The sequence below is a fragment of the Allobosea sp. 117 genome (assembly GCF_000702305.1).
In the GTDB taxonomy this organism is placed as follows: domain Bacteria; phylum Pseudomonadota; class Alphaproteobacteria; order Rhizobiales; family Xanthobacteraceae; genus Ancylobacter.
Genome location: NZ_JNLC01000017.1, coordinates 97,434 through 121,742 on the forward strand (window position 1 = coordinate 97,434; position 24,309 = coordinate 121,742).

The 24,309-nt window shown below is 68.0% G+C and carries 21 protein-coding genes; 14 read left to right on the top strand and 7 right to left on the bottom strand.

The genetic code is table 11. The features are described 5' to 3' along the window. Positions 1–127 precede the first annotated feature (127 nt). The 6 genes from tpiA to U742_RS0118930 all read left to right on the top strand — a co-directional run bounded on the left by tpiA (position 128) and on the right by U742_RS0118930 (position 6,512). A complete protein-coding gene (gene tpiA / locus U742_RS0118905; protein WP_029355879.1) occupies positions 128–883 on the top strand; it encodes a triose-phosphate isomerase in 756 nt (251 codons plus the stop codon). Between the two features lie 123 nt (positions 884–1,006). Continuing rightward, entirely contained in the window at positions 1,007–1,393 is a 387-nt protein-coding gene (gene secG / locus U742_RS0118910) for a preprotein translocase subunit SecG (RefSeq protein ID WP_029355882.1), read from the top strand. Between the two features lie 116 nt (positions 1,394–1,509). After that, positions 1,510–3,138, top strand: a complete 1,629-nt coding sequence (locus U742_RS0118915; protein ID WP_029355884.1) for a CTP synthase — start codon at positions 1,510–1,512, stop codon at positions 3,136–3,138. Positions 3,139–3,191: 53 nt separating this feature from the next. Continuing rightward, positions 3,192–4,064: a VOC family protein gene (locus tag U742_RS0118920; RefSeq protein WP_029355886.1), complete on the top strand. Its 873-nt coding sequence runs from the start codon at positions 3,192–3,194 to the stop codon at positions 4,062–4,064. Between the two features lie 148 nt (positions 4,065–4,212). Continuing rightward, the gene (locus U742_RS0118925) at positions 4,213–5,595 is read left to right on the top strand and encodes an MATE family efflux transporter (RefSeq protein ID WP_051661334.1); all 1,383 of its coding nucleotides are present in this window, start codon (positions 4,213–4,215) and stop codon (positions 5,593–5,595) included. 5 nt (positions 5,596–5,600) lie between these two features. Further along, positions 5,601–6,512: a glycosyltransferase family 2 protein gene (locus U742_RS0118930; protein ID WP_029355890.1), complete on the top strand. Its 912-nt coding sequence runs from the start codon at positions 5,601–5,603 to the stop codon at positions 6,510–6,512. 75 nt (positions 6,513–6,587) lie between these two features. Here U742_RS0118930 and U742_RS0118935 read toward each other — a convergent pair whose 3' ends face one another. Together U742_RS0118935 and U742_RS0118940 are read right to left on the bottom strand one after the other, a co-directional pair. Beyond that, the gene (locus U742_RS0118935) at positions 6,588–9,224 is read right to left on the bottom strand and encodes a glycosyltransferase (RefSeq protein ID WP_156034272.1); all 2,637 of its coding nucleotides are present in this window, start codon (positions 9,222–9,224) and stop codon (positions 6,588–6,590) included. Between the two features lie 199 nt (positions 9,225–9,423). After that, positions 9,424–9,903 carry a hypothetical protein gene (locus U742_RS0118940; protein WP_029355893.1) on the bottom strand — a complete coding sequence of 160 codons (480 nt, stop codon included), beginning with the start codon at positions 9,901–9,903 and terminating at the stop codon, positions 9,424–9,426. A 247-nt stretch (positions 9,904–10,150) separates the two neighbouring features. Here U742_RS0118940 and U742_RS0118945 point away from each other — a divergent pair, with 247 nt between their 5' ends. Further along, positions 10,151–11,764, top strand: coding sequence for a glycoside hydrolase family 17 protein (locus U742_RS0118945; RefSeq protein ID WP_029355895.1), 1,614 nt, complete (start codon positions 10,151–10,153; stop codon positions 11,762–11,764). On the opposite strand, the gene U742_RS0118950 is transcribed toward U742_RS0118945, so the two are convergent. Together U742_RS0118950 and U742_RS23265 are read right to left on the bottom strand one after the other, a co-directional pair. Then, the gene (locus U742_RS0118950; protein ID WP_051661335.1) at positions 11,724–12,107 is read right to left on the bottom strand and encodes a hypothetical protein; all 384 of its coding nucleotides are present in this window, start codon (positions 12,105–12,107) and stop codon (positions 11,724–11,726) included. The genes U742_RS0118945 and U742_RS0118950 overlap by 41 nt on opposite strands. 58 nt (positions 12,108–12,165) lie before the next feature. Further along, a complete protein-coding gene (locus U742_RS23265; RefSeq protein WP_197028292.1) occupies positions 12,166–13,119 on the bottom strand; it encodes a DMT family transporter in 954 nt (317 codons plus the stop codon). Between the two features lie 175 nt (positions 13,120–13,294). Here U742_RS23265 and glmU point away from each other — a divergent pair, with 175 nt between their 5' ends. Together glmU and glmS are read left to right on the top strand one after the other, a co-directional pair. Then, positions 13,295–14,650, top strand: a complete 1,356-nt coding sequence (gene glmU, locus U742_RS0118960; protein WP_029355900.1) for a bifunctional UDP-N-acetylglucosamine diphosphorylase/glucosamine-1-phosphate N-acetyltransferase GlmU — start codon at positions 13,295–13,297, stop codon at positions 14,648–14,650. A 195-nt stretch (positions 14,651–14,845) separates the two neighbouring features. After that, on the top strand, positions 14,846–16,672 hold the full coding sequence (glmS, locus tag U742_RS0118965; protein ID WP_029355902.1) for a glutamine--fructose-6-phosphate transaminase (isomerizing): 1,827 nt from the start codon (positions 14,846–14,848) through the stop codon (positions 16,670–16,672). Between the two features lie 7 nt (positions 16,673–16,679). Here glmS and U742_RS0118970 read toward each other — a convergent pair whose 3' ends face one another. The 3 genes from U742_RS0118970 to queF form a co-directional block, all read right to left on the bottom strand. Further along, the gene (locus U742_RS0118970) at positions 16,680–17,774 is read right to left on the bottom strand and encodes a glycosyltransferase family 2 protein (protein ID WP_156034274.1); all 1,095 of its coding nucleotides are present in this window, start codon (positions 17,772–17,774) and stop codon (positions 16,680–16,682) included. Between the two features lie 5 nt (positions 17,775–17,779). Then, positions 17,780–18,721 (bottom strand): NAD-dependent epimerase/dehydratase family protein, encoded by a 942-nt coding sequence (locus U742_RS0118975; RefSeq protein ID WP_029355906.1) that lies wholly within the window; start codon positions 18,719–18,721, stop codon positions 17,780–17,782. A 99-nt stretch (positions 18,722–18,820) separates the two neighbouring features. Next, positions 18,821–19,273: a preQ(1) synthase gene (gene queF, locus U742_RS0118980; protein ID WP_029355908.1), complete on the bottom strand. Its 453-nt coding sequence runs from the start codon at positions 19,271–19,273 to the stop codon at positions 18,821–18,823. A gap of 107 nt (positions 19,274–19,380) precedes the next feature. On the opposite strand from queF, the gene eno reads away from it, so the two are divergent. The 5 genes from eno (at position 19,381) to U742_RS0119005 (ending at position 24,303) form a co-directional block, all read left to right on the top strand. Beyond that, positions 19,381–20,664, top strand: coding sequence for a phosphopyruvate hydratase (gene eno, locus U742_RS0118985; RefSeq protein WP_029355910.1), 1,284 nt, complete (start codon positions 19,381–19,383; stop codon positions 20,662–20,664). 189 nt (positions 20,665–20,853) lie between these two features. Then, positions 20,854–21,186: an FtsB family cell division protein gene (locus U742_RS0118990; RefSeq protein ID WP_029355912.1), complete on the top strand. Its 333-nt coding sequence runs from the start codon at positions 20,854–20,856 to the stop codon at positions 21,184–21,186. 222 nt (positions 21,187–21,408) lie between these two features. Next, entirely contained in the window at positions 21,409–22,509 is a 1,101-nt protein-coding gene (pdhA, locus tag U742_RS0118995) for a pyruvate dehydrogenase (acetyl-transferring) E1 component subunit alpha (RefSeq protein WP_081853100.1), read from the top strand. 17 nt (positions 22,510–22,526) lie between these two features. Beyond that, entirely contained in the window at positions 22,527–22,847 is a 321-nt protein-coding gene (locus tag U742_RS0119000; protein ID WP_029355916.1) for a hypothetical protein, read from the top strand. A 37-nt stretch (positions 22,848–22,884) separates the two neighbouring features. Beyond that, positions 22,885–24,303: a pyruvate dehydrogenase complex E1 component subunit beta gene (locus tag U742_RS0119005; RefSeq protein ID WP_029355918.1), complete on the top strand. Its 1,419-nt coding sequence runs from the start codon at positions 22,885–22,887 to the stop codon at positions 24,301–24,303. Positions 24,304–24,309: the final 6 nt, after the last annotated feature.

Here is a 24,309-nt window from a genome sequence, read left to right on the forward strand (position 1 = left end):
CCCCGGCCGATAAGGGCGCGCATCATAGGGATGGCGGGGTTGAGCCGCAACGCCGCACGACCAGGCATTTGCACGGGCTTTCCACCTCTGTTACCCGGGGACAGCATCGATCGTGAACGGGAAAGAGATGACGTCGCGCCGCCCCCTCGTCGCCGGAAACTGGAAGATGAACGGGCTCAAGAGCTCGGTCGAGGAGTTCTCCCGCATCGTGGAGGGATACGAGCCGGCGCTGCGCGAGCGGACCGACCTGCTGATCTGCCCGCCGGCGACGCTGATCTGCACCCTCGCCAAGGCGGCGGCCGAATCGGCGGTCGCGGTCGGCGGGCAGGACTGCCATCCCAAACCGAACGGCGCCTTCACCGGCGACCTCTCCGCCGAGATGATCGCCGATGCCGGTGGGCAGGCGGTGATTGTCGGCCATTCCGAGCGGCGGGTCGACCATCGCGAGGACGATGCGCTGGTGCACGCCAAGGCGGAGGCGGCGCGGCGGGCCGGCCTCGTCGCCATCGTCTGCGTCGGCGAGACCTATGACGAGCGGCAGGGCGGGCACGCGCTGCGGGTAGTGGAGCGCCAGCTCTTCGGCTCCATCCCGGCCGACATGCGGGCCGACGAGCTGGTCGTCGCCTATGAGCCGGTGTGGGCGATCGGCTCCGGCCTCACGCCGAGCACGGACGACATCGCCGAGATGCACCGGGCCATGCGGGCGGTGCTGCACCGGCGGATCGGCGACCAGGCGGACCGGGTGCGGCTGCTCTATGGCGGCTCGGTGAAGCCGGGCAATGCCGCCGAAATCCTTGCGATCGAGGATGTCGACGGCGCGCTGGTCGGCGGCGCCAGCCTCAAGGCGGCGGATTTCCTCGCCATCGCGCGCGCCTATCTGTGAAGCGCGCCGCCCGGCGCACGGGTGGAAATGCGGGGACGGATCGTGTAGGAACCGCGCCGAACGTTCCGGCGGCGCGGGGTCTTACCCGATCCAGCGGCCGCTGCGGTCTATCGAAGGCATCAGATGCAAACGGTTCTCATCGTGGTCCACCTCATGGTGGTACTCGCCCTGATCGGCATCGTGCTGATCCAGCGCTCCGAGGGCGGCGGCCTCGGCATTGGCGGCGGCGGTGGCGGCGGCGGCTTCTTCAGCGCGCGCGGCTCGGCCAACGTGCTGACGCGGGCGACGGCGATCCTCGCCGCGCTGTTCTTCCTCACCAGCCTGTCGCTGACCGTGCTGGCCGGCTGGGGCCGTGGCCCGACCACTATCTTCAACGCGCCGGCCTCCGTGCCCGGCGCTCCGCAGGCGCCTGGCGCCGGCGGCCCGTCTGGCAACGTGCTCGACCAGCTCAAGGGCGCCCAGCCGGCTCCGGCGGCGCCGAGCGGACCTCAGGTCCCGCAGTCGCAGTGAGGCGCGGCGCGCTGGCGCGCCCGCCTTTCGACACCATATTTGCCCACAGACGAGGGGCGGCCATGCGAACGCCGCCTCTCGTCGAATCGTTTTTTTGCGGTTAGAAACCGGACTCCATGGCGCGCTATATTTTCATCACCGGCGGCGTCGTGTCCTCGCTCGGCAAGGGCCTCGCTTCCGCCGCGCTCGGCGCGCTGCTGCAGGCCCGTGGGTACAAGACCCGGCTGCGCAAGCTCGACCCTTACCTGAACGTCGATCCGGGCACGATGAGCCCGTATCAGCACGGCGAAGTCTTCGTCACCGACGACGGCGCCGAGACCGATCTCGATCTCGGCCATTACGAGCGCTTCACCGGGCGTCCCGCAACCAAGCAGGACAACATCACCACCGGGCGCATCTATCAGGACATCCTCGCCAAGGAGCGGCGCGGCGACTATCTCGGGGCCACCATCCAGGTGATCCCGCACGTCACCAACGCCATCAAGGACTTCATCCTGTCCGGCAACGAGGGCTACGACTTCGTGCTGGTGGAGATCGGCGGCACGGTCGGCGACATCGAGGCGATGCCGTTCCTGGAGGCGATCCGCCAGATCGGGCAGGAGCTGCCGCGCCGGCACTGCATCTATATCCACCTCACGCTGCTGCCCTTCATCCCCTCGGCTGGGGAACTCAAGACCAAGCCGACCCAGCACTCGGTGAAGGAGCTGCGGGCACTCGGAATCGCCCCCGACATCCTGCTGTGCCGCACCGACCGGGAAATCCCGCGCGAGGAGCGCCGCAAGCTCGGCCTGTTCTGCAATGTGCGCGAGAGCGCGGTGATCGAGGCGCGCGACGCTGACAACATCTACGCGGTGCCGTCGGCCTATCATGAGGCCGGCCTCGACAGCGAGGTGCTGGCCGCCTTCGGCATCGAGCCGGCGCCAGAGCCGAACCTCGCCCGCTGGAAGAAGATCGAGACCGGCATCCGCAACCCGGAAGGCACGGTGACGATCGCCATCGTCGGCAAGTACACGGGCCTCAAGGACGCCTACAAGTCGCTCATCGAGGCGCTGGCGCATGGCGGCATCGCCAACAATGTGCGGGTCAACCTCGACTGGATCGAGAGCGAGATCTTCGAGCGCGAGGACCCGGCGCCCTTCCTCGAGCACGTGCACGGCATTCTCGTTCCCGGCGGCTTCGGCCAGCGCGGGGCGGAGGGCAAGATCCGCGCGGCGCAGTTCGCCCGCGAGCGGCGCGTGCCCTATTTCGGCATCTGCTTCGGCATGCAGATGGCGGTGATCGAGGCGACGCGACACCTCGTCGGTGTCGAGAAGGCCAATTCCACCGAGTTCGGTCCGACCGAGGAGCCGGTGGTGGGCCTGCTCACCGAATGGCTGCGCGGCAACGAGCTGGAGAAGCGCGGCCTCGACGGCGATCTCGGCGGCACCATGCGGCTCGGCGCCTATCCGGCTCATCTGTCCGAGGGCAGCCGCGTCTCGGACATCTACGGCTCGACCGACATCTCCGAGCGCCATCGTCATCGCTACGAGGTCAATCTTTCTTACCGCGACCGGCTGGAGGCCTGCGGCATGCGCTTTTCCGGCATGTCGCCGGACGGGCTGTTGCCGGAGATCATCGAATATCCCGAGCATCCCTGGTTCGTCGGGGTACAGTTCCATCCGGAGCTGAAGTCGCGGCCGTTCGAGCCGCATCCGCTGTTCGCCTCCTTCATCGGGGCGGCGGTGGTCCAAAGTCGTTTGTTCTAAGGGGGTGTGTGCGGCGCTGGCGTCGGCGCACCGGGGTAAAGGGGGAGTAACGCATGGCCCGAGGCCTCGACCATGTCGTCCACGCCGTCCGCGATCTCGAAGCCGCCGGCGAGCTCTATGACCTGCTCGGCTTCACGGTCGGCTCGCGCAACCGCCATCCCTGGGGCACGCACAACCGCATTGTCCAGACGCCCGGCTTTTTCATGGAGCTGCTGGAGGTCGCCGAGCCGGAGGCGATCCCCCCGCATGGCGAGACGAGCTTTTCCTTCGGAGCCTTCAACCGCGACTTCCTCGCGCAGGTAGGGCCCGGCCTGTCCATGCTGGTTCTGGAGGGGCGCGACCCGGTCGCTGAGAAGGCGGAGTTCGACGCCGCCGGCTTCGGGGGCTTCGACACTTTCGATTTCTCCCGCACCGGACGGTTGCCGGACGGCAGCGATGTCGAGGTGTCCTTCTCGCTCGCCTATGCGCGCGACCCGAAGTCGCCGCATTGCGGCTTCTTCACCTGCCTCCAGCGCCGGCCGGAGAATTTCTGGACGCCGGACCTGCAGCGCCACATGAACGGCACGACGCGGGTGGCCGGCGTGGTGCTGGTGGCCGCGGAGCCGGCGGAGCATCTCGATTTCCTGCACGTCTTCACCGGCGCGGATTTCCGCCGCGCCGTCGACGGCTGGCATCTGGCCGAGACGCCGCGCGGCGTCATCGAACTGATGCGGCCGGACGTCTACGCCCAGCGCTACGGCGCGGCGCCGGCGGCCGACCAGGGGCTGCGCCTCGGCGCCACGCGCTTTGCCGTGCAGGACATCGAGAAGACCCGCAAGCGCCTCGCCTCGAGCCGCATGACCGCCGAGGAGATCGAGGGGCTGATCGTGGTCGGGCCGCGCTCGGCGCTGGGTGCGGCGCTGGTGTTCGAGCCGGACGCGAAATAGGGCGCGCGGCGCGTCACCTATGCCGATCTGTATTAATCTTTTTGTCCTATGGCCTATGGCCGAAGGGCAAAGACAAGTGCTGCCGGCATTGGTTTTGCAGGGTTTGCGACATGATTGACGGGGTTCCCACAAGCAGAGCGGTGGCCTGATGGCCAAGATCGCCGCGCTGGGCGCCTATATCTATCAGTCGCTCCTCGCTTTCGGCCTGCTCATCGTCGTCGCCAACCTGCTGCCGGCCACGGACTATGCGGCCTATTCGCTGTTCATCTCCATCGTCCAGTTCGCGGACATCTTCTGCTTCCAGTGGATCCGCGCCGCCTCCAGCCGCTTCTATCCCGGTCCCGACGAGGCGAGCGAGCAGGCCGAGCGGCAGGTCATCGTCACCGAGTTGAGCGGCAGCGCCGGCATCTGTCTGCTCGCGGCCTTTCTCGGGCCGCTGTTCGGCGTTCCCGTCTGGATAGGGCTGGTCGGGGCGCTGGCGGCGATCCTGCAAGGCGCGGGCGAGCTGCATCTGACCATGCTGCGCTTTCGACAGGAGTTCCATCTCTTCTCCTGGCTTCAGGGCGCGCGTGCGACGATCCTCGCGGTCACCACGGTCGGCGGTGCGGCGATCCATCCTGATCTCGCCCATGTCCTGGCCGGCGTGCTGGCCGGCAATCTGATCTACTGCGTCATCGCCTGGGCGCGATCGCGCCATGTCATGCCCCTGTCCGCGGGCTGGGACGGCGAGATCGCCCGGCGCAACCTGGTCTATGGCGGCATCTCGGCCGGGGCGGGGGTCGCGACCCTGCTCGTGCCGCTCGGTCTCAAGAGCATCCTGCTCGGGTCGCTCGGTACGGCCGCCGCGGGGCCGATGCTGGCGCTCGACCTGCTGCAGCGTCCCTTCGTGATGGTCACGTCGTCGCTTCAGGCGATCCGCTTCCCGGAACTGGTGGCCCAGTTCGACCGCAAGATCGGCGCCCAGGCGATTCAGGCCGAGCTCGGCCGATACTACGCGCTGCTGGTGGGCCTCTCGCTGATCGGTGCCGCCGGCATCATCGCGGTGCTCGGGCTCGCGACCCAGCTCGTCGTCCCGACGGCACTGCAGGAGTCGTTCCTGCGCACCGCGCCCTTCGTCATGATGATGGCGATGCTGCGCGGGCTCGTTCAGACCGTGCTCCCGGCGCCGGCGCATCTGCAGCGCCGGCTGCACCTCATCCTCGGGCTGGCGGTCATCGACTGCGTCCTGACCTGCGGCGGCGCGCTCGCCGGGGCCTGGCTTCTTGCCGGCACCGATACGGCCATCACCGCCGGGGCGGCCATAGGCGCGGCGGCCGCGACGGCGGTCGGCGTGCTGATACAGCGCTGGAGGTCTTTCGCGATGCCCTGGCAGCCGGTGCTGCTGCCGGGGGCGGCGCTGCTGCTGGCCTGGCTGATCTCGGACCTGGCTCCCGGCGGCAACCTCCTGATCTCGACGGGTCTCGCGCTCGCTGCCGTGGTGGCCCTCAGCGCCCGTCCCCTGTTCACCCTTGTCCGCTGGATCGCACGGTAGGCACGATGACCGACGCACCTCGCACCCAACCGCCGGTCATTGTCGTCGGCATTGCCACCACGGGCCGCCGCGAGGTCCTGCGGGATACGCTCGAGCAGATCGCACGGCAGGAGCGGCGCCCGGACCGGATACTGATCTGCCCCGTCGCCGACAACGACGTCGACTGGGACCATGCGGCGGGGCTTGCCGTTCCGGTGGAGCGCGTCACCGGCCCGCAGGGCTCGAGCGCCCAGCGCAACGCCATCATCGAGGTGGCGGGCGATCCGGATGTGATCATCTTCTTCGACGACGACTTCCTGCCGGCTGATGGCTTCCTCGCCGAGACCGAGCGTCTCTTCCTGCAGAACCCGGACATCATCGCCGCGACCGGCCACGTTCTGGCCGACGGCATCCGTGGGCCGGGCATCGATCTGCCGGAGGCGCTGGCCATTCTGGCGGCCGACACCGCGCCCGAGAACGGGAAGGCAGGCGTCGAGCCGACCGTCAATCTCTACGGATGCAACATGGCGTTTCGCTTCGCGACCATCATGCGGTCCGGCGCGCGCTTCGACGAGAACCTGCCGCTCTATGGCTGGCACGAGGACATCGATTTCTCCGGTCAGCTTTCCGGCCTCGGGCGGATCGTGCTCGCCGACGCGCTGCGCGGCGTCCATCGCGGCGTCAAGCGCGGTCGTACGTCCGGCGTGAAGTTCGGCTATTCGCAGGTCGCCAATACGGTCTACGTCATGCGCAAGGGGACGATGGGCTGGCCGAGAGCCCTGCGCTTCCTGATCGGAAACACGCTCGCCAACGTCATCGGCAGCCTGCGCCCGCAAGGCCTCGTCGACCGGCGGGGCCGGTTGAAGGGCAATCTTATTGCATATGGCGACCTGCTCCGCGGCCGGATCGACCCGCGGCGAATCCTGTCGCTTCGCTGAGCATCCGGGGACAGGTTGCCGGAAACGAAAAAGGCCCGGAGCGATCCGGGCCTTTTTGCATTCGTTGATCTTGGCTCACTCGGCGATGGCCGGGGGCCGCTGGGCGGAGCGCGCCCAGGCCGGCAGCATCGCCACGGCGCGGGCCCGCAGGGTGCGCCAGGTGGCGAACTCGTTCAGCGTCGAGCCCTCGAGCCAGCCGATCAGCGCGGCCGCGAGGAAGGGCAGGGCCTGGATGGCGAGCGCCAGCGCGAACAGGTTGATCTCCACCACCGCATGCCAGTTGGTCATGCGCAGGGCGACGGCGGAGAGCAGCAGCCCGCCGCCGATCACCGCCTCCGGCAGGGCCGGGAAGGCGCGGGCGGCGCTGGCGAGCCACGAGCCTTTGGCGGTGCGGGCGAAGGCGAGGTCCTTGTAGCGGAAGCCGTCATACACCGCCTTGGCGACGGTGAACTGCACCGCCATCGCCGCGAAGGCCGCGCCGATCATGCGCACCGGCGTGGTAGCGACACGCAGCCGGTAGAGCGCGCAGAAGTGCAGCAGGTAGATGCCGAAGCAGAAGATGATCGGCATGGTGAGGATGCGCTGCGGCACGGCGATGCCGAGGCCGAGCACGAAGGGCACCCAGGCGAGACTCAGCACCGCGACCAGCGCGCCGACGCTCTCCGAGCCGAGCCAACTGACCCAGCCGATGGCGAATTCGCGACGCTGCGCCGGGGTGAGGCGCGAGGCGTTGGGCAGCAGGCGGCGCCAGTGCTTCTTGACGATCTGCATGCCGCCATAGGCCCAGCGGTGGCGCTGCTTCTTGAACGAGGCGAAGTCGTCCGGCAGCAGGCCCCAGCCGTAGCGGGTGTTGGTGTAGTGGCTCTTCCAGCCGCGCTCGATGATCGAGAGGCCGAGATCGGTGTCCTCGCAGATCGTCTCGCTCGACCAGTCGCCGGCCTCGACCATGGCGGCGCGGCGCATCAGGCACATGGTGCCGTGCACGACGATGGCGTCGTGCTCGTTGCGCTGGACCATGCCGATGTCGAAGAAGCCGGCATATTCGGTGTTCATCGCCTCGTGCATGAGGCTGCGCTCGGCGTCGCGGTGGTCCTGCGGCGCCTGCACGATGCCGACGGTGGGATCCTCGAAGGTAGGCACCAGATCGCGCAGCCAGTCGGGGCTGACGACATAGTCGGCGTCGATGATGCCGATGATTTCCGCGTCGGGCGCGGTGTGCTGCATGGCGATGCGCAGCGCCCCGGCCTTGAAGCCCTCGATCTTCGGCAGGTTCAGGAACTTGAAGCGGTCACCCAGCGCCTTGCAGTGCGCCTCGATCGGCTCCCAGAAGGCGGGGTCCGGCGTGTTGTTGATGGCGACGATGCATTCGAGATTCGGCCAGTCGAGCCGCGCGACGCTATCGAGCGTCTGCTTCAGCATCTCCGGCGGCTCCTTATAGGCCGGGATGTGGATCGACACCTTGGGCGTGCGGGTGGGCATGGGCTGGCTGCCGCGCAGCAGGCGGCGCGGAGCGCGGCCGAAAGCGATGGTGGCGAGCTCCTCCACGCGGTAGAGCATCACCACGACGAGGGGCACGAGCAGTAGCAGACTGATGGCGAAGGTCACCTTGTTGCCGCCCACGACATAGTGCGTCAGCCAGTGGTCGGTGACGGTGGCGATCCAGTAGCCGACCAGATTGGCCGCGCCGGTCATGACGGCGGTCTGCGGGATGGTGAGCTGGCTGAAGCGGAAGATCGGCAGCGAGAAAGCGATGCCGAGCAGCAGCGCGATCGCGGCGGTGGCGGTGTAGGTCGCCGGCACGATCGGGCCCGAAAGCGGGAACTTGATCTGGCGATCGGCGTCGAGCACGCCCCAGTACTGGCCGACGCTGCCTTCGAAGCTCTTCCACGGCGCGTCGAAGGCCTCGATCAGGTTGTAGTCTATGCCGAGGGCATCGGCGCGCGCCGCGAAGGTGCGGATGATCTGCGCCTGCTCCAGTTCGCCGGGGACGGCGCCGTCGCGGTTGTAGCCGGCGCTCGGCCACCCGAACTCGGCGATGACGATGCGCTTGCCGGGATAGGCGGCGCGCAGGCGGTTGTAGATGCCGATGGAGCGCTCGACCACCTGATCGGCGGGAACGCCTTCCCAGTAGGGCAGGATGTGCGCGGCGATGTAGTCCACCGCCGAGACGAGCTCGGGGTGCTCCAGCCAGACGTCCCAGGTCTCGCCGGTGGTGACCGGCACGTTCACCTGGCTCTTCACGCGGCGGATGGTGTCGATGAGCTGCTGAGGCGTGCGCTCGGCGCGCAGGATCGACTCGTTGCCGACCACGATGCCGACGACGTTCGAATTCTTGCGGGCGGCGTCGACCGCGTTGGCGATCTCGCGCTCGTTGCGGTCCTCGTTCTGGTCAAGCCACGCGCCGACCGTCGCCTTCAGGCCCTTCTCGGCGGCGATCCGGGGCACCAGTTCCAGCCCGCCGGTGGAGGCGTAGGTACGCACCGCGCGGGTGTAGGGCGCCACCGCATTGACGTCCGAACGGATCTGCGCCTCGGTCGTCCCCTGGCCCTTGTCCGGGTTCGCGTCACGCCCGTAGGGCGCGAAGGAGAAACTGGCAAAGCGATCCGGCACGGCGGGGGCCTCGGCCTCCGGCCGCATGGCGAGCCAGACGAAAGCATGCACGGACGTGACGACCGCTACGACGGCGGCAGCGACACGAACAGCGGGGCGCATGGATCTACCCAAATGGAACGAGTGGGGGACAGCGGTATTGATATAGTCCAATTCCAACGCACTTGCAGCATGTTCGGTTCGGCAATGCGAAATTCTCGCACCAGCCATTTAACGGAAGCATGCCGCCAGAACGCAACAGATCACATGTTTGTTCCGCACTATGGCAGACGAATGTCTGGCTCGCGGCTCAGCGGTGAAATCATTGCGCTGCGGCAGGGGCGGCGGGCGCCGCGGGCGCCGGCGGCGGCGCGTCGGGATTGACCCAGCAGGCGTGCACGCGCTCGGACAGCCGCTCCTGCGACTTCGGATCGATGTTCCCCTGTCGCACGAGGCAGCGGAACGCGATCTTCAAATGCTCGGTCGGGCAGCCGAAGCGCTCGTAGAGCTCCATGTGGCGGCGGGCAGTGTCGATGTCGTCGCGCCACAGCAGCATGGCGATGCGCCGGCCGCTCCACACGCATTCGGGAAGCCCGGCATTGCCCGGCAGCTTGGCCGCCTCGTTATATTCCTCGATGGAGCGACGCTGCGCTTCCTTGGCCTGCTCTTCCGGCGATTTCTGCTCCGCCGGCTTCTGGTCGCCGCCATTTCCGGACTGGGCGTAGGCCGGGGCACCGGCCAGGGCGGCGAGAAGGGCGCCGCCCATGATCAAGGCGGACAGGGAACGTACGGAACAGGACATGTCGGGACGCCACGCGGGATGGGAAACAGGGGGAAACAAACACTAGGAGAAGCGGCCGAATTTGTCAGCATGACGGCGCGCACCTTCCTCAACGTCGGAGCATGCCCTGCAGCGAGGCATGGAGCCGCGCGTCAAGCTTGCACGGGGCCGCGATCGCCCTTTCGCTCTTCACAGGGGCGCCCGGCGCCGCTATGCGGCTAGGGTCCGTTCGTTCCTCCTCCCTCCCTCCCTCCCGGAGATGCCACGCATGCGCCTGCCACTCGCGCTCGCCGCCGCCGTCCTCGCGGCGATCGTCGCCGTCTGGGCTTGGCTCGGCCATCCGGTGCCGGCGCCATCCTCGCCGCTAGCGGAGGGCGAGAAGCTGCCATGCGTCTCCTATGCCCCGTTCCGGCCGGGCCAGTCGCCCTTCATCGCCGGGCTGGTGATTCCGCCCGAGCAGATCGACGACGACTTCGCGCGCCTCGCCAAGATCACCAAGTGCGTGCGCACCTATTCCACCGAGATGGGGCTGGCGGCAGCGCCGGCGCTCGCCCGCAAGCACGGGCTGACCATGCTGCAGGGTATCTGGCTCGGCCGCGAGGCGGAGAAGAACAAGGTCGAGATCGACGCCGCCATCGCCGCGGCGAAGGAGAATCCGGACGTCATCGAGGCGCTGATCGTCGGCAACGAGGTGCTGCTGCGGGGCGAGCTCTCGGCGATCGACATCGCCGCCCTGCTGCGTGACGTGAAGGCGCGCTCGGGCAAGCCGGTGACCTATGCCGACGTCTGGGAGTTCTGGGAGCGCAACGCCGACCTCGCCAATGCGGTCGACTTCGTCACCGTGCACATCCTGCCGTTCTGGGAGGACCTGCCGGTCTCGGCGGAGAAGTCGGCGGCCCATATCGACGAGATCCGCACCCATGTCGGCAAGGTGTTCCCGGGGCGCGAGATCCTGATCGGCGAGACCGGCTGGCCGAGCGCCGGGCGGATGCGCGAGGCGGCGCAGCCCTCGCCGTCGAACCAGGCGAAGGTGATCCAGGAACTGCTGGCGCTCGCCAAGGAGAAGAATTACCGCGTCAACGTCATCGAGGCGTTCGACCAGCCGTGGAAGCGCGCCTCGGAGGGTACGGTGGGCGGCCATTGGGGTTTCCTCGACGCCTATTCGCGCGACTTCAAGTTCGAATGGGGCAAGCCCGTCTCCGATCATCCGCAGTGGATCGTGCAGGCGCTCGCCGGCGCGGTATTCGCCCTCGCCATCTTCGGCGCGGCCTTCGCCGGCAGCCGCAAGGCCGGCGAGGGGATGCGAAACTCGCATTGGGTAGCGGTCGCGGTGATCGCGCTTCTCAGCGGGATCACCGTCGGCCGCGCCTTCGCCGCCGCGCCGGTGGAGAGCCTTGGCTTCGGCGGCTGGGCGCGCAGCATCCCGATGCTGGCGCTCGCCGTGGTGGTGCCGCTGCTCTGTGCCTACGCGATCGGCGCGCGGGCACGGCTGGCCGCGCTCGATGTCGCGCTCGATCCCGTCGCGCGCCGCGCCGCCTCGGGCGTCGAGCTGGCGCTCGCCTTAGCATTGGCCTGCACCACGGTGCTGGCGGCGCAGATCGCCTTCGGCCTGGTGTTCGACGCGCGCTACAAGGATTTCCAGTTTGCCGGCCTGACGCCGACCATCGTGGCGCTGGGACTCTACGCCGTGACAGCGGCGCCATGGCCGCGCGAGCGCGACCATCATCCGGAATGGATCGCGGCGGCGACTTTCCTGCTCTGCGGGCTCTACATCCCGGTCAACGAGACGCTCGCCAACTGGCAGGCGCTGTGGACCGCCGCGCTGCTGGTGCTGCTCGCCTTCAGCTTCGCGCGGATGGCGCGGGACGGGCGAAGGAGATGAGCAGCAGCCCGGCGGCCAGCGGGGCGAGATTGCTGTTGTAGAGCACGACGCCGATCGCGGTCGCCACCAGAGCGAGGGTAAAGGTGATGACAGACGGGCGGATGAGGTGGACGAGTGCCGCCAGCACCGCGACAATCCCGAACACCGAGTAGCTGTGCAGCGTGATGACGGCGCGCCGCACCGCGCAGGTGGTCGTCGCGAGGCCGGCATCGCAGACGAGGCCGACCGTGGACTGCTCGAGCAGCGCGTAGCGCATATAAACCGCCCAGCCGAGCGCGCCGACGCCGAGCGCGACGATCAGGTTGCTGACGCGGGGACCGGGCAGGAAGCTGCGCTGCGCCACGGGAAACCTCCTTCAGGCGGGACGTATGTCGCCTCAATCGCACGTGGCGGCCGTGCGATCAACGCGCGGGGCCGCCATTGGGCTGATTCACCGGCCGCGTCGCCAGGATGACGCCGCCCAGCACCAGCGCGAAGCCGACCGCGTGATAGAGGTGTAGCTGCTCGCCCAGCAGGATGAGCGCCATCACCACCCCGTAGACCGGCATGATGTACAGGAAGATCGCCGTCACCGGGGCGCCGACGACGCGCACGCAATACTGGAACAGGATGAAGGCCAGCACGGAGGGGAAGATCGCGAGGATCAGCACCGAGGTCCACGCCATCGCCCCGGCCGGCAGATGCCCCTGATGCGCCGCCTCCCACAGCATCGGCGGCACCAGCAGCAGCGTGCCGACCAGCGCGACAGCGGTGAAGGCCGGTACCGGTCCGAGCGCGTTGAGAGGGCTCTTGCGGATCATCAGCGAATAGGCGGCCCAGGCGATGGCGGCGACCAATATGCCGAGATCGCCGATGTTGAAGGACAGGTTCAGGAGGCGGCCGAGCTCGCCCTGCACCGCGATCAGCGCAATGCCGGCGAAGCCCGCCACCGCGCCGACGATATGCGCCGGGGGCAAGGGGCGCCGGGCGAGCAGGGCGTCCAGCACCACGATCATGATGGTCGAGGTGGTGTAGATCAGCGTCGCATTGGTCGCGCTGGTAAACTGCAACGACACATAGACGTTGCCGCCGCATAGCACGGTGACGATGAAGCCGAGAACGAGCAGCGCGCGCCAGTTCTTCGCGAGCAGGTCGCGGCGGCCGACGAGAGCTGTCGCGGCGAAGGGCAGCAGGATGAGGATCGCGAGGAACCAGCGCCAGAAGATCAGCGTCCAGGGCGAGATCGCCGCCACTGCCGCCCGCCCCACCACCAGATTGGTGGCGAAGAACAGCGGCATGAGCAGCAGCGCCGCGAGGGCGGCGGGGCTTTGCAGGAGCGGCGGGGAGGCTGGCGGGCCGGCGGGCGGGCTTGTCATGGCCCTCTGATACACGGCGGCGCGATTCTCGTCTCCGTTGTCGGCGCCTCGCCGGCGATTGCTTGGCATGACACTGGATATCCCGAAGAAGATCGGCGACTTGTGCCGGACATCTTCCGCCCCGCCGGCCGGCGGGTTAAACAGCGCGCCGCCTCGATGCTGGAGATTTCGCCTCATGAGTGATGCCGCGCGGAAACTGCTCGTGATCGTCCTCGCTGCCGGCGAGGGTACGCGCATGGCCTCCAACCTGCCCAAGGTGCTGCACCGGGTGGCCGGCCGGACGATGATCGCGCATGTGGTGGACAGCGCCGCGCGGGCCGGCGCCTCGGCCATCGCGGTGGTGGTCGGGCCGGAGCGCGATGACGTCGCGGCGGAGGCGCGCAAGGCATTCGAGGAAGCCGAGGTGTTCATCCAGGCCGAGCGCCGCGGCACCGCCCACGCCGTGCTCGCCGCCCGCGTGGCGCTGGAGCGCGGTTATGACGACGTGGTGGTGATGTATGGCGACACCCCGCTGGTGCGTCCCGAGACCATAGCCGCGCTGCGCGGTCCGCTAGCCGAAGGCGCGGCGGTCTCCGTGCTCGGTTTCCGTCCGGCCGATCCAAACGGCTATGGTCGCCTGCTGACCGAGGGCGGGGCGCTCGTCGCCATCCGCGAGGAGAAGGACGCCAGTACGGAGGAGAAGTCCGTCGGCCTCTGCAATGCCGGGCTGATGGCGCTCGATGGCCGGGCCGCGCTCGCCATCCTCGACCGTATCGACGATGCCAATGCCAAAAAGGAATTCTACCTCACCGATGCGGTGGAGATCGCGCGCGCCCTCGGTCGCGGCGCCGCCGTGTGCGAGGCGGAGGCCGCCGAGGTCGCCGGTGTGAATACCCGCGCCCAGCTCGCCGAGGCCGAGGCGGCGGTCCAGACGCGGCTGCGCGCCGAGGCCATGGCCAACGGCGCGACGCTGGTGGCACCCGAGACGGTGTTCTTCTCTTACGACACGAAGCTCGGGCGGGACGTGGTGATCGAGCCGAACGTGGTGTTGGGCCCCGGCGTGAACGTGGAAGACAATGTCTGGATAAGGTCCTTCAGCTACATGGAGGGCGCGCATATCTCGCGCGGCGCCATTGTCGGCCCGTTCGCCCGGCTGCGCCCGGGCGCGACGCTGGGGGAGAGGGTCCATGTCGGCAATTTCGTGGAGATCAAGGCGTCCGAGCTCGCGCCGGGGGTGAAGGTGAACCACCTCTCCTATATCGGCGACACGTCGGTTGGCGCGAACACCAATGTCGGCGCCGGTTCCATCACCTGCAACTATGACGGCGTCAACAAGCATCGCACGAGGATCGGCGCCAATGCCTTCATCGGCACCAACACGCTGATGGTGGCGCCGGTGACGATCGGCGACGGCGCCTATACCGGGACCGGGGCGGTGATCACCGAGGACGTGCCGGCCGACGCGCTGGCCATCGCCCGCGCCCGCCAGGTGAACAAGGAGGGCTTCGCCTCCCGGCTGCGCGAGCGCCTCGCCGCCTTCGGCAAGAAGTGAGGGGCAGCGCCGCGCGCTTCCCGCGATGCACTCGCTGCGATGACGGTACCGTGATGGGCTGCGTAAATCCGGCGCGGCCGGGCCATGATCCCGACATGAAACGACATCCGAATTGATTTCCGCGCGCTGGTGACGGCCGGTTAAATCCCGATTCAGTAAAATCCACCGATTTATTTGCGGAGATCGCTGGCATCCATGTGCGGCATCATTGGCATCGTCGGCAACGTGCCGGTCGCCGACCGACTCGTCGATTCCCTCAAGCGCCTCGAATATCGCGGCTATGATTCCGCCGGCATCGCCACGCTGGAGGGCGGGCGGCTGACCCGCCGGCGCGCCGAGGGCAAGCTGCGCAACCTCGATGCGGTGCTGCGGCAGTCGCCGCTCGAAGGGCGCATCGGCATCGGCCACACGCGCTGGGCGACCCACGGCCGGCCGAGCGTGTCGAACGCCCATCCGCATGCGACGACGCAGGTGGCGGTGGTCCATAACGGCATCATCGAGAATTTCCGCGAGCTGCGCGAGGAGCTGCGCGACGACGGCGCCAATTTCGAGAGCGAGACCGACACCGAAGTGGTGGCGCACCTGGTCAGCCGCGAGATGCGCAGCGGGCGCGACCCGGTCGACGCGGTGGCCGCCACGCTGCCGCGCCTCAAGGGCGCCTTCGCGCTCGCCTTCCTGTTCGACGGCGAGGACGACCTCCTGATCGGCGCGCGCAAGGGCAGCCCGCTGGCGCTCGGCTATGGCGAGGGCGAGATGTATCTCGGCTCGGACGCGCTCGCGCTTGCGCCCTTCACCGACCGCATCTCCTATCTCGACGACGGCGATTGGGCGGTTCTGCATCACGACCGGATCGAGACCTATGACAGCTCCAACCGCGCCGTGCAGCGGGCGGTGCAGCGCACCTCGACCGGCGCCTTCATGGTCGAGAAGGGCACCTTCCGCCATTTCATGGCGAAGGAGATCCACGAGCAGCCCGAGGTCGTCGCGCACACGCTGGCGCATTATCTCGACATGGCGAACGAGACGGTGCAACTGCCGAGCGCGCTGCCCTTCGATTTCGCCAAGCTCGACCGCCTGTCGATCGCCGCCTGCGGCACCGCCTATTACGCCGGCCTCGTCGCCCGCTACTGGTTCGAGCGCTTCGCCCGGCTGCCGGTGGAGATCGACGTCGCCTCCGAGTTCCGCTACCGCGAGGCGCCGCTCGACAAGGGCGGCCTGACGGTCGTCATCTCGCAGTCCGGCGAGACCGCCGACACGCTCGCCTCGCTGCGCTATGCCCGCGAGCAGGGCCAGCACGTGCTCTCGGTGGTGAACGTGCCCACCTCGACCATCGCCCGCGAGAGCGACGTGGTGCTGCCGACGCTCGCCGGCCCGGAGATCGGCGTCGCCTCGACCAAGGCGTTCACCTGCCAGCTCGCGACGCTGGCGGCGCTCGCCATCGCCGCTGGCCGCGCCCGTGGCGCACTCTCGGCGGCGGATGAGCAGGAGATGGTCCGCGCGCTGGTCGAGGTACCGCGGCTGATGAACGAGGCGCTTAAGCTCGGCGGCGAGATCGAGGCGCTGGCCCGCGCCTTCGCCAAGACGCAGGACGTGCTCTATCTCGGGCGCGGGACCTCCTATCCGCTGGCGCTCGAAGGCGCGCTGAAGCTGAAGGAAATCTCCTACATCCACGCCGAGGGCTATGCCGCCGGCGAGCTGAAGCACGGCCCGATCGCGCTGATCGACGAGAAGATGCCGGTGGTGGTGATAGCCCCGCACGACGCGGTTTTCGAGAAGACCATGTCGAACATGCAGGAAGTGGCGGCGCGCGGCGGCCGGATCATCCTCGTCACCGACGCCACCGGGGCGCGCCACGCCTCGATGCCAACCGAGGCGACGCTGGCGCTGCCGGACATGCATGCGGTGGCGACGCCGCTGGTCTATGCGGTGCCGATCCAGTTGCTCGCCTATCACACGGCGGTGGTGATGGGCACTGACGTCGACCAGCCGCGCAACCTCGCCAAGTCCGTCACCGTGGAATGAAGCCGGCTCACAAGTTCGGCTTCTGCAGCACGACGCGAAGCACGTCGCGCAGATAGCGGCGCGGGCGGCGCAGAGGCGGGTTGCGGCCCAGCGACAGGAAGGCGGCCAGCGGCGCTTTTCCCGGTCGGGACTCGTCCGTCGTCGGCTGCTGCTGCGGGGCCGCGCCGGCTTCAGGGAGATGCGCACCCTCATCGTCCGGCGTGACGTGCCGTCGTGGCGTCGGGAGATGTTCCAGAGGCGCGATCGAGCCCGGATCGTGCGCGAGGCGGTCCATCAGGTCGCGATAGCGGGCGATCTCACGCGCGGACGGGTTGGGCTTGGTCGCGAACTCCAGCGGCAGCAGCGCGGCGCAGTTGGCCTGAAGCCCGATCCGTTCGGCGCAGTGGTTCAGCGTGCAGCGCTTGGCCAGCGATTCCCGATAGTCGGATGCGGCGGTCTGGTTGGAGTGCCAGGCGTTCTCGCCGTGGATGCGATAGCGCACACCATTCGTCGGCAAATAATATTTGCGGGCACCATAGACGCCGGCCGACAGATGCACGCAGGCATCCGCGCAGATGCGCCACATGCGCATGAACGGCTCGGGAAAGTCGGTGCAGCGCAGCGCCCAGTCGCGGCGCATCGACAGCGCCGAAGTCGAGGCGCCGTACCAGGCGCCGGTGAGCCAGGTCATGACGGCAGTATGGCCGAGGTCCTCCTCTTGCTCCGCGAAGGCCTCGACGTCGCTCGCCCGGCCGAATTTGCGGAGATTGGAGAAGACGAAATCGACATCGGGGCGGGCGTCGTAAAGCGTGCCGAGCGCGGCGAGATAATGCGGCTCCCACAGATCGTCGGCGTCGAGGAAGCAGACCACATCGGCTTGTGCGCGCGCCGCGCCGTTGGCGAAGCCGGCGAGCTGCCCGCGATTGGGCGAGAAGACGAGCTCGACGCGCGGGTCGTCGCCATAGGCCGCGGCGAGCCGGGCGGCGGAATCGTCGATCGAGCCGTCGTCGATCACGATGACGCGGTGCGGCGCGCGCGTCTGGCCGAGCGCGCTCTGGACCGCCTCCAGCACGAAGCGGGCGTAGTTGTAGTTGGTGACGACCACGGCGAAGCTTGTCGGCATGGCGCTCACCGGACGAGCTCGGACTGGAAATGGGCGATGGTCCGGCGCAAGCCGTCGTCCAGCGCCACCCCCGGCGTCCAGCCGAGCAGATCGCGTGCCAGCGCGATGTCCGGCCGGCGGCGGCGGGGATCGTCCTGCGGCGCATCGCGGAAGACGAGCCGGGCGCGGTCGCCCGCCAGCTCGCGGATGCGCAAAGCGAGATCGGCGATCGCGATCTCGTCCGGATTGCCGAGATTGACGGGGCCGGTGATGTCGTCGGGCGTCGCCATCAGTCGGACCAGCGCCTCGACCAGGTCGTCGACATAGCAGAAGCTGCGGGTCTGGCGCCCGTCGCCATGGATGGTCATCTCGCCGCCGGCGAGCGCCTGCGTCACCAGATTGCTGATCACCCGCCCGTCGTCGGGGCGCATGCGCGGGCCATAGGTGTTGAAGATGCGCGCGATCCTGACCCGCGTGCCGAACTGCCGGCGGTGATCGGCGAACAGAGTCTCGGCGGCCCGCTTGCCCTCGTCGTAGCAGGCCCGCGGGCCGACCGGATTGACATGCCCCCAATAGGCCTCGGACTGCGGGTGCACCTCCGGATCGCCATAGACCTCGCTGGTCGAGGCCTGGAGGATGCGGGCGCCGCACCTGGCGGCGAGTTCCAGCATGTTCATGGCGCCCAGCACATTGGTGGTGAGCGTGCCGGTCGGATCGGACTGGTAGCGCGGCGGCGAGGCGGGGCTCGCGAGGTTGTAGATTTCGTCGAGCCCGCCTAAAGCAAGCGGCAGGCGGATGTCGTGCTCGACCAGAGTGAAATGCACATTGCCGAGCAGCCGGGCGAGGTTCGCGTGCCGGCCAGTATCGAAATTGTCGAGGCAGATGACGCAGGCGCCGTCCGCGAGCAGCCTGTCGCACAGATGCGAGCCGAGGAAGCCGGCTCCGCCGGTGACGAGTATGCGGCGCATGTCGGGTTCCCGCTCGGCCGGATGCGCCGGGCGGGCGCCATCCTCCTGCATGTCCGGCGAACATTCATGGCGCCAAGAATGGCGTCAAGGCAATGCGACCTAGCCGCGCCCGCGATAGGGCGGCACGCCGGGATCGGGTAGCCAGACATCCTGCGGCGCTGGCCCGCTCTGCCAGAACACGTCGATCGGGATGCCGCCGCGCGGATACCAGTAGCCGCCGATGCGCAGCCAGTGCGGCGCGGCGCAGGCGACGAGGCGGCGGCCGATGGCGACCGTGCAATCCTCGTGGAAGGCACCGTGGTTGCGGAAGCTGGCGAGATAGAGCTTCAGCGACTTCGACTCGACCAACCAGTCCGCCGGCACATAGTCGATGACGAGATGCGCGAAGTCCGGCTGGCCGGTCACCGGGCACAGCGAGGTGAATTCCGGGCAGGTGAAGCGCGCGACATAGCGCGTGTCGCTCTGCGTGTTCGGCACGCGGTCCAGCACCGCCGCCTCGGGGGAGGCGGGCATCGGTGCGGCGCGTCCGAGCTGAAGGTCATCCTGGTTCATCGTCGGCCCTTTCCGTCATGCGACCGACGCCTCTTTCGCATGTCATGGCGGTCGAGTAGAAGCGCGAAGGGAAAGCCATCGCCGGAACGGATGAGGAGCGGGAACGCATGACTGCCATTGTCGATATCGTCGCGCGGGAAATTCTGGACAGTCGCGGCAACCCGACCGTCGAGGTCGATGTGGTGCTGGAGGACGGCTCGCAGGGCCGCGCGGCGGTTCCCTCGGGCGCCTCGACCGGCGCCCACGAGGCCGTCGAGCTGCGCGACGGCGACAAGGGCCGCTATCTCGGCAAGGGCGTCCTGAAGGCGGTCGAGGCAGTGAACGGCGAGATCTTCGACGCGATCGGCGGCATGGATGCCGAGGATCAGGTCAAGATCGACCAGATCATGATCGAGCTCGACGGCACGCCGAACAAGGCGCGGCTCGGCGCCAACGCCATTCTCGGCGTCTCGCTGGCGCTCGCCAAGGCGGCCGCGGCGACGCGGGAGCTGCCACTCTACCGCTATGTCGGCGGCGTCAACGCCCGCACGCTCCCCGTGCCGATGATGAACATCGTCAATGGCGGCGCCCATGCCGACAACCCGATCGACTTCCAGGAATTCATGATCCTCCCCGTTGGCGCGGCGAGCTTCGCCGAGGCGCTGCGCACCGGCGCGGAGATCTTCCACACGCTGAAGAAGTCGCTGAAGGACGCCGGCCACAACACTAATGTCGGCGATGAGGGCGGCTTCGCGCCGAATCTTCCTTCCGCCGACGCCGCGCTCGACTTCGTCATGAAGGCGATCGAGAGCGCCGGCTACAAGCCGGGCGAGGATGTCTATCTTGGCCTCGACTGCGCCTCGACCGAGTTCTTCAAGGACGGCAAGTACGACTATGAGGGCGAAGGCGTGGTGCGCTCCATCGAGGAGCAGGTCGCCTATCTCGCCGATCTCGTCGCGCGCTACCCGATCGCCACCATCGAGGACGGCATGGCCGAGGACGACTGGGCGGGCTGGAAGCTGCTGACCGACACCATCGGCTCCAAGTGCCAGCTTGTCGGCGACGACCTGTTCGTCACCAATGTGAAGCGTCTTTCCGCCGGCATCGCGCAGGGCGTCGGCAACTCGATCCTGGTGAAGGTGAACCAGATCGGCTCGCTGACCGAGACGCTCGAAGCGGTCGAGATGGCGCACAAGGCGGGCTATACCGCCGTCATGTCGCACCGCTCGGGCGAGACCGAGGATTCGACCATCGCCGACCTCGCGGTCGCCACCAATTGCGGGCAGATCAAGACCGGCTCGCTGGCGCGCTCGGACCGCACCGCCAAGTACAACCAGCTTCTGCGCATCGAGCAGGAGCTCGGCCCGCAGGCGGTCTATGCCGGGCGCTCGGCGTTGAAGGCGCTGCGCTGAGGCACTGCGAGGGGCCGGGAGCTGCTCCGGCCCTCGATTGACGAGAATCGATCAGATGGCATGGCCGGGCTCGTCCCGGCCATTGGCATGTCTGGGGCAGGGGGCCGGCTCAAGGTTGGGCGTCACGTAACCTGCGATGATGCGTACGGTTAACGGAGCCTCAACCGGCGGCGGTTAGGCTCCGTTTCCATGATCACACGGACTCGCTGGCGCTCCATCCTCCAGACACTGACGCTCCATCTCGGGGCGGCGGCGCTGATCGGCTATTTCGCGGTGCAGGGCTACAAGGGCCAGTACGGCCTCGAAGCCAAGCGCGCCTTCGAGCAGCAACTCGCCTCGCTGACCGCCGAGCGCGACCGGCTGAAGGCGCAGCGCGAGGCGCTCGCCTACAAGGTCAGCCTGCTCTCGCCGGACGAGATCGATCCGGATCTGCTCGACGAGGAGGCGCGCTCGCTGCTCAACCTCGTCAATCCCAAGGATCTCGTGCTGCTGCGGCAGCCCTCCGCTGCTGCCGCGCCATAATGATGTCGACCAGACATCGACGCTTGAGGCGGGAAATGTTGCGCAGACAGTTACTTAACTTGAAATAAGCTAATCTGCATTATTAACTGAATTCAAGTTCAAATCAAAAACCTCTGCGCCTGCAACATGTTGTGCGGCGCAGCATTGCGTTTGCAGCGTAGCGCGTTGCGTAAACATGCGCTAAGACATCCTCAAAATTCGGGAACGAGCTGAGGATGCGCCATGGCGTTAGCCGCGAAGAAAGCCGCTACCAAACCCGCCTCGAAAGTTGCCGCCCCCAAGGCTGCAACCGCTAAGCCGGCCAGCAGCAGGGCCGCCTCTTCGCCGTCCACCGCCCGGCGCTCCGACAAATCCTCCATCGCCGAGTTCGACCGCGAGCAGGAGCTTGCCGCCTACCGGCAGATGCTGCTCATCCGCCGCTTCGAGGAGAAGGCGGGCCAGCTCTATGGCATGGGCCTGATCGGCGGCTTCTGCCACCTCTATATCGGCCAGGAAGCCGTCGTCGTCGGCATGCAGATGACCCTGAAGCCGGGCGACCAGGTCATCACCGGCTATCGCGACCACGGCCACATGCTGGCCTGCGGCATGGACCCCAAGGGCGTGATGGCCGAGCTCACCGGCCGCCGCGGCGGCTATTCCAAGGGCAAGGGCGGCTCGATGCACATGTTCAGCATCGAGAAGGGCTTCTACGGCGGACACGGCATCGTCGGCGCGCAGGTATCGCTCGGCACCGGCCTCGCCTTCGCCGACCATTACCGCCAGAACGGCGGCGTCTGCCTCACCTATTTCGGCGACGGCGCTGCCAATCAGGGGCAGGTCTATGAGAGCTTCAACATGGCGGAGCTCTGGAAGCTGCCGGTCGTCTACATCATCGAGAACAACAAATACGCCATGGGCACCGCGGTGAACCGCGCCTCCGCCCAGACCGACTTCTCCAAGCGCGGCACCTCCTTCAACATCCCCGGCGAGCAGGTCGACGGCATGGATGTGCGCGCGGTGAAGGCGGCCGGCGAGCGGGCAGTCGAGTTCGCCCGGTCCGGCAAGGGCCCCTACATCCTCGAGATGCTCACCTACCGCTATCGCGGCCACTCCATGTCCGATCCGGCCAAGTACCGGTCGAAGGAGGAGGTGCAGAAGATGCGGACCGAGCACGACCCGATTGAGCAGGTCCGCAACCGGCTGATCGAGAAGAAGTGGGCGACCGAGGACGAGCTGAAGGCCATCGACGCCTCCATCCGTGACGAGATGAACGCGGCCTCGGACTTCGCCAGCAACGATCCCGAGCCCGACGCCTCCGAACTCTATACCGACATCCTGCGCTGAACCGGCCGGGGCGGGCGATGCTCTCCACCCTGTTCTGGGCGCTGATGGTGGCCGGAAGCGCGGCGGTGGCCGTGCTGTGGGTGTTCGCCGCCAAGTTCGGCTACGACCTGCTCCGCGCGGCGCAGGCCGGCGGCACGGGGGAGGCGACGGCCGGCCGCTGGGCCGCGCTGCCGTTCTGGCCCTTCGCCGCGCGCGGCCTCTCCACGGCGACGCCGGAGGAGGCCCAGCGCCTCAACAAGATGATGGTCGGCGTCATCGCCGCCATTCTCGTCGCCGCGGGTTCCGCGGCCGTCTACAGCAATCTGACGTTCGTGCCGCCGGCACAGACGCAACAGTGACGCGCGATCCGACGCACGTTCTTTGGGGAACGCCGCCATGCCGACCGAAATTCTGATGCCCGCGCTTTCTCCCACCATGGAGAAAGGAAACCTCGCCAAGTGGATCAAGAAGGAGGGCGACGCCGTCAAGTCCGGCGACGTCATCGCCGAGATCGAGACCGACAAGGCGACCATGGAGGTCGAGGCGGTCGACGAGGGCACGCTCGGCAAGATCCTGATCCCCGAGGGGACGCAGGACGTCGCGGTGAACACGCCGATCGCGGTGATCCTCTCCGACGGCGAGGACGCCTCCAGCCTCACCAACGGCGCCGCGGCCGCGCCGCGTCCGGCACCGGCCGCCGTGCCCGAGGAGGTCGCCGAATCCTCGCCGCCCGACGGCAAGCCGCTGGCCGAGCCGAAGACGCCGGCGCCCTCCGCCGTCGCCGCGCCCCCGCAGGTGGCCGAGCCGGAGCCGGACGTGCCGGAAGGCACCGAAATGGTCACCATGACCATGCGCGAGGCGCTGCGCGACGCCATGGCCGAGGAGATGCGCCGCGACGCCGACGTCTTCGTCATGGGCGAGGAGGTCGCCGAATATCAGGGTGCCTACAAGATCACCCAGGGGCTGCTGCAGGAATTCGGCGCGCGCCGGGTGATCGACACGCCGATCACCGAGCACGGCTTTGCCGGCGTCGGCGTCGGCGCCGCCATGGCCGGCCTGAAGCCGGTGGTCGAGTTCATGACCTTCAACTTCGCCATGCAGGCGATCGACCAGATCATCAATTCGGCGGCGAAGACGCACTACATGTCGGGCGGGCAGATCGGCTGCTCGATCGTGTTCCGCGGCCCGAACGGCGCCGCCGCCCGCGTCGCCGCCCAACACAGCCAGGACTACAGCGCCTGGTACAGCCACATTCCGGGCCTCAAGGTGGTGGCGCCCTATACCGCCGCCGACGCCAAGGGCCTGCTGAAGTCGGCGATTCGCGATCCGAACCCGGTGATCTTCCTCGAGAACGAGATTCTCTATGGGCATTCCTCGCCGGTGCCGAAGCTCGACGATTACGTCGTTCCGATCGGCAAGGCGAAGGTCGTGCGGCCCGGCAAGGACGTGACGATCGTCGCGTGGTCGATCGGCATGAGCTATGCGCTGAAAGCCGCCGAGGAGCTCGCCAAGAAGCACATCTATGCCGAGGTGATCGACCTTCGCACCATCCGCCCGCTGGACATCGACACCATCATCGCATCGGTGAAGCAGACCGGGCGCTGCGTGACGGTGGAGGAGGGCTGGGCCCAGTCCGGCGTCGGCGCCGAGATCGTCGCGCAGCTCATGGAGAAGGCGTTCGACTATCTCGACGCCCCGGTGCTGCGGGTGACCGGCAAGGACGTGCCGATGCCCTACGCGGCCAATCTCGAAAAGCTCGCGCTCCCCTCGGTGCAGGACGTCATCGATGCCGCGCGGGCGGTCACCTATCGCTGAGGCCGG